This is a genomic window from Haloferax profundi, assembly GCF_001469865.1.
Taxonomy (GTDB): Archaea; Halobacteriota; Halobacteria; order Halobacteriales; family Haloferacaceae; genus Haloferax; species Haloferax profundi.
Window position 1 is genome coordinate 1 of record NZ_LOPV01000470.1, and the last position, 5,894, is coordinate 5,894.

At 54.4% G+C, this 5,894-nt stretch carries 7 protein-coding genes; 5 read left to right on the top strand and 2 right to left on the bottom strand.

Translation table 11 applies throughout. The features are described 5' to 3' along the window. The 4 genes from AUR66_RS22180 to AUR66_RS15470 form a co-directional block, all read left to right on the top strand. A partial coding sequence (locus tag AUR66_RS22180) for an HFX_2341 family transcriptional regulator domain-containing protein (RefSeq protein WP_058573154.1) occupies positions 1 to 604 on the top strand: 604 nt, incomplete at its 5' end. Between the two features lie 167 nt (positions 605 to 771). Beyond that, the gene (locus tag AUR66_RS15460) at positions 772 to 1,119 is read left to right on the top strand and encodes a nuclear transport factor 2 family protein (RefSeq protein ID WP_058573155.1); all 348 of its coding nucleotides are present in this window, start codon (positions 772 to 774) and stop codon (positions 1,117 to 1,119) included. Positions 1,120 to 1,403: 284 nt separating this feature from the next. Beyond that, a complete protein-coding gene (locus AUR66_RS15465) occupies positions 1,404 to 1,730 on the top strand; it encodes a hypothetical protein (RefSeq protein WP_058573156.1) in 327 nt (108 codons plus the stop codon). Between the two features lie 73 nt (positions 1,731 to 1,803). Continuing rightward, positions 1,804 to 3,966: an AAA family ATPase gene (locus AUR66_RS15470; RefSeq protein ID WP_082682235.1), complete on the top strand. Its 2,163-nt coding sequence runs from the start codon at positions 1,804 to 1,806 to the stop codon at positions 3,964 to 3,966. A 51-nt stretch (positions 3,967 to 4,017) separates the two neighbouring features. On the opposite strand, the gene AUR66_RS21380 is transcribed toward AUR66_RS15470, so the two are convergent. Further along, positions 4,018 to 4,416, bottom strand: a complete 399-nt coding sequence (locus AUR66_RS21380; protein ID WP_157533160.1) for a hypothetical protein — start codon at positions 4,414 to 4,416, stop codon at positions 4,018 to 4,020. Next, a complete protein-coding gene (locus AUR66_RS15475; RefSeq protein ID WP_058573158.1) occupies positions 4,400 to 4,966 on the bottom strand; it encodes a TATA-box-binding protein in 567 nt (188 codons plus the stop codon). The genes AUR66_RS21380 and AUR66_RS15475 overlap by 17 nt, the downstream gene beginning before the upstream one ends. Positions 4,967 to 5,556: 590 nt before the next feature. Here AUR66_RS15475 and tnpA point away from each other — a divergent pair. Next, on the top strand, positions 5,557 to 5,894 hold a 338-nt coding region (tnpA, locus tag AUR66_RS15480; RefSeq protein WP_058573159.1), incomplete at its 3' end, for an IS200/IS605-like element ISHbo5 family transposase.

The following is a 5,894-nucleotide window of genomic DNA, read 5'->3' on the forward strand; positions in this document are numbered from 1 at the left end:
CGTCCGCGGTGTCGCTGTCCAACTCACTGATTTCTACGACGTAATGGGTGTCGTGACGACGATTGCAGAGCATCACGATGCTGGTGTTGCGGGTGGCGACAGTGTCTACGTCAACGTCTCAAGTGGGCCTCATGTGGCTGCCGTCGCTGCTGCTGTTGGTTGTATGGCTGTCGGTGCACGGCCCTACAGTGTCACCCCAGAATCGTATTCACACGACCCGGAAGTCTCGCCAGCAAGTGAAGGAGTCAAAACGCAGACTGACCTCCCACTCTATCCGATTGACGGGCCTACACCCGACCAAATCGCTGTTCTCGAATTCCTCAAAGAGAAGGCCGACCAGAACCACTCAGTCCACAAACGAAACATCATCAAGCAGTTCGGTGGAGACGGAGATAAGACGGGTACAGCACACCTCGAGTGCTTGCAAGGGACCGAAACCAAGGCCTGGAGTAGTAAGTACAACAGGCTCGATTCAAAGATTCTCGATGATTTAGAGAATCATGGATACGTCCAGATTGAACAACGAGGCCGGTCGAGTTACGTGAGTATCTCCGCCTCTGGCCGTAACATCCTGGGTGCGTTCGGGCATCTCCTAAGCGACTAATACTGAGGCTCTGTTGAACCCCTCAGTTACTGCTAGTTTGTAGAGGCCGTTCTGCATACAGGGCACGAACCGGTCATCGTAAGACGCCCACCTAGTGATAGGATGGACGCGACTCATGAAGTGTTGAATCAACACACATTCAAAAGACGCGACAGCATGGAACTGTGATGACTGCGGAGGACTCGACTCCCAAGGCGGTTGTTCAGCGACAGGTTGAGGCGTACAATCAGGGTGATATTGATGAGTTCGTCACCTGCTATGACGAGCAGGCGAGTGTCGTGGACCTCGCCCAAAACGAGATCCTCGCCGAGGATAGTACAGAGATTCGTGCTCACTTCGTCGAATTGTTCGACACCGTTCCAGACCTCCAGTGCGAGGTGCGTGATAAATTCCAAGTTGGAGAGTATGTTGCCCTGCATGAACACGTGACTGCGATGGGGGAGTCGAGAGACGCGCTCGCGGTCTATCAGGTTCAGAACGGGCTCATCCAGGGGCTCTGGCTCGGCGAACCGTGAGAGGTCATCGACATCCCATTACACTCTGGGAGGGTGCGTGCTTGATGCCTCCACAGCACAGTTACGCTGAGGGCTGAGCTTGCGACGTGTTGAGAGTTTGTGCTGTTTGCACCCTCAATATCAAGCCCGCCACTTCTATCAGACTAATAGAACTCTCATAGATCAAATACAGACTGTTTTGATTGTCTACTTTGTCTGGACAATAGGAATACACAGTCGCGAAACCCAGGGTACGGCCAGCCATACATTCTGATACCGGTCGCCCCTGGCGATCGGGTATTCAAATGAGCTCCCAATTCAGTACTCTCTCCGCACCCGATAAGCTCGAACCCCTACCGACCGTTGTTGAGGCTGCAGCTAAAGACGAATCAGCAATTGCTGACACGGTTGTCACTGCGGACGAGGCAACCATCACGTTCGTAGAGGATGCAACCCGTGACGACGTCCGGTCTGCTCTCTCAGCACTCGACGTTGAAGGCCTCACTAAAGACGGCCGTCTCGCCGAACTCTCATTCAACCCGGTCCGTCTCGCACGGAACCGATTACGTCTCGACGAGACTCGGGCTGCACACTTCGTTGCGAGATGTGACGTCGTCCCTGTGACGGACTAGCCATAGTTCCACATCCCTGGGTCGTTCTCGCCTGCGGTACCGCTCACCGACTGCTCACACTCACATCTATCCCATGAAACTCACTGTTCAGAAACTCGCTTCCCGACTCGAAGGCTTCGCAATTGCCGCTGTTCCCCGAAGTCAGATGGAAAACCTCGGTGTCCACGATGACGACCACCTTGGAATCGTCAATGCCGACCAGGAGTCTCTCGTCGTCTCGGTTCGGCCGACGGTCGATTGTGACGATGACCGTATCATCGCATTGGATACTCAGACACGAGATATCCTAGACGTTGAGAAGGGTGATACTGTTGCTGTCGAGCCAATCTCCCTCGATGGGGCTCACCATGTGACCGCAGCAGTCCTCGGTGGCGTCCCTGATGACCCAGTGGTTCGTGCAGAGCTCAAGCGCCGGCTGAATGGTCGTGCGGTCCGTGAGGGGTGGTCGTTCCGGATTCCACTTACCACTGGCACTCAAGATTCGGTAGCAATCTCAATCACGGACTGTCCTGGGAGTGACCTCACCGTCATTTCTCGGATTACTGACCTCGAATTTGTAGCGCTGTCCGAGGTCAAGTCTGAGGACGAGGCCAGTGATACTGACAAGATTACGTACGATGACCTCGGTGGGGTTGACGACGCTATCAGCCAGGTGAGGGAGGTCATCGAACGTCCGCTTGCTCGTCCAGAGCTCTACGACCATCTTGGTGCTGAGTCGCCAAGTGGTGTCCTCCTGTACGGCCCGCCGGGGACGGGGAAGACACGACTTGCGAAAGCAGTTGCCAACGAAATTGATGCTCACTTTGAGTCCATCCAGGGACCCGAGGTGTTCTCGAAATGGTTCGGTGAGTCCGAGGCCAATGTTCGAGAAGTCTTCGAGCGTGCTGAACAACATTCCCCAGCGATTGTCTTCATCGATGAGTTGGATGCAATTGCCCAGTCTCGGAGTGGCCGCAAGCGACCTGAAGACCGTGTCGTCACACAGTTGTTGACGCTTCTGGACGGCCTCGATGAGGATGCCAATGTCATAGTGGTCGCAACGACCAACCGTGTTGACGATATCGACCGTGCACTTCGCCGGCCGGGCCGGTTTGACCGGGAAATCGAAGTGAGCTCACCTGACAGAGCAGGTCGGAGAGACATCCTTCGGATTCACACCCGTGACGTGCCCCTGGGTGCTGGTGTTGATATTGACGACCTTGCACGACAGACGGTTGGATTCACCGGTGCTGACCTTGCTGAGCTAGTTACGGAGGCCACCCGGGTGACGAGTCGCCGTGCCGAGGACGATGCAGACCTGTCTGTCGATACTGCGTTTTCGGCACTTCGTGTCACGAACGTCGATTTCGAACAGGCGCTCGAGCGGGTTGAGCCATCGGCGATGCGTGAATACAGGGTAACGCTTCCGGATGTCGGCTTTGATGACGTCGGTGGCCAGACCGAAGCCAAGCATCTCTTGGAGCGAGCAGTTGTGTGGCCAGCCCAGCATGCTGAAACGTTTGAGACCTTTGGGTTGACTCCCCCCAGTGGCGTCCTCCTGTACGGACCGCCGGGGACGGGGAAGACACGCCTGGCGACTGCCGTCGCGAACGCTGCCGATGCGACGTTTCTGTCGGTCAAAGGGCCGGAGTTGATGGGCGAGTCGGTCGGAGAGACCGTTGGCCGCATCGAGGAGCTGTTCGAGCGGGCTCAGGAGAATGCACCCTGTGTTGTGTTCTTTGACGAGGTTGATGCCCTTGCCACCACTCGAGGGTCTGGGAGTGCTGCTCAGGACTCTATTGTCGGCCAGTTACTCGCCGAACTTGATGGGGCTGAAGCGAATGATGATGTGTTCGTGCTTGCTGCAACAAATCGGCTGGACGCATTAGACGATGCACTCGTCCGCCCGGGGCGATTTGAGCATGCAGTTGAGGTTGGCCTCCCAGACGAGGCTGCCCGTGCGGAGATTCTTCGCATTCACTCCCAGGACGTTCCGTTAGCTTCAGATGTTGACCTCGATGAGGTGGCTGCTGTTACCGTAGGGTTCACCGGTGCAGACCTTGCTGCCGTCTGTCGTGAGGCAACAATGCGTGCTGTGGACGCCAGAATTAGCAGTGAGATTCAGGACCCAGAGGAATCCCAGCCCAAGGATGTTGTCACACACGACGAATTCCTCGCCAGCGTTGATTCGGTTTCGCCAACTGTAGCGGAATCCCAGGGTGAGCAGCTGGGGCACCACCCGTCGATGTTCTCATAATCAAATCACATCATCAAGTGTCGGTAAAATCGTGATTTGATTCAGGAATGCTTAGACCTGCGTTGGGTGGAATACTGGTTGTCGGATAGATGGCGACAATCCCTTCGTCACATCATCGAAAACGCCACGCTCAACTTGGATATCCCAGAATTCTTTTAAATAGTCTGAGGAGTATTCGAACGGCTCGAACCCTGAATCCTTCAGGTCTGACGGTATATTCAACTTCTTAAGCGGTGGTGTGCAGACCTGCTTCTTGATCCTGCGGAAACCCGACGGGGATGATATCTCAGAACCTGTGAGCCCATTCCAGAGCTCATTTTCTGTCTTCAAGACGGAGGATATCCAGTGGAGTTCGTTGGCAAGGTAGGGTTCCGAATAACCGCTGCTATCCGAATCTGAGACCCCACTGTTTCCGGAGAAAACGTTCTGACGCTCAGCCGAGTAATCCAAGCGACTCAATCTCGTCGCTCACGACCTGAATCGCCTCCCGTGCATAGTCCACCTTCTTCGCACCCGTGATGACTATCTTCCCCGACCCAAACAGCAAGATGACCACTTTCGGCTCGTCGATCCGATAGACAAGACCGGGGAATTGCTCAGGCTCATATTCGACATTTTCCAGTCCAAGACCAATCGCAAGTGCGTTCAGATTGAGATTCGTTCCGAGGTCTGCACTCGAGACGATGTTCTGTACCGTCGCCTCTTCACGGTCATCGATTGGAATGCCAAGGCTACCGAGTTCCTCGAACACCTGTTCTAATGCACGGTTGACCCCGTCGACGCTACTCGCACCGGTGCACACGATTTTGCCAGACCGGAAAATCAGATTCGCTGCTCTCGGGTCTTGGGTCCGATAGACGAGTCCAGGGAAGTTATCGGGGTTGAACTCCGCTCCGGCGACGTCGTTCGAGAGCGACTCCAAATCCAACTCCTGACCGACAGCGCTCGATGCAACCACGTTTTGAATCTCGAGAGAATCGAGGCGTGCTTCTTTGGACATTATATTTGTATTTTAAATACGACTACTTAAGCGATTGTGCGAATCAAGAGTTTCTCGGAGGGCAACGAAACGTGGGGATACAGTTGCTGAGATCTGCTGAAATCCTCTGTAGCAGATAGTTTGTTGAAGCCGTGTTGAATACAACGTGCATTGGGCCGAGAGAGTAGAGTGCGAGAGTCGCTTCAAACACTCCTATGAGAACCCCCGGAACGAACTCGGACTAGACCTACACAGTGAGAGTACATTTCGTCTGTCTCTAGTTTGTTTTGAAGGTGTAGATCTGAGTGGGGAAGAGAGAGTACATTTCGTCTGTCTCAATCCTACGGAAGAGGGATAGAAGAGTTTTCCAGTAGTATTCCGGCCCCACGGAATAGACACACGAGACTAACGAAGTGGGGTTTTATTACGAAAAATTCAAGCCGAAATCCTCGCCCTTCAGGGTGTTACAAGAACGCTCTGCGTTCTTGTCGCCCGCGGGATATAATCTGGAGACTGGGAGGAAGCAGACCAACAGTATTCAACCGCTGTCGATGGCATAGACGAGGTTCCAACGCAATCTATAAGCCGTCTAACCATGATAGTATACATAGATGGTAAAGAGTACCCGTCACGCGAAATACGAACTCTACTACCACATAGTGTTCGTGCCGAAGTCGGGCAGAATATCCGATTCCGCTGACCTCGCGGAACAGGGTTCCGCTCAGTATCGGCGTTCGCACTTGACGGGGAAGACGAAGGAACGTCTCGAAACCATCTTCGCGGAAATCTGTGAGGACAAAGGCCTCGAACTGGCCGAGTCCGAGGTCATGCCCGACCACGTACACCTGTTCATCGGGAGTCCACCCAAGAACGCTCCGTCACTCATCGTCAACTGGGTGAAGGGCATCTCGGCGCGGAAGTATAACCAGCGGTACGACGACCGCGTGAA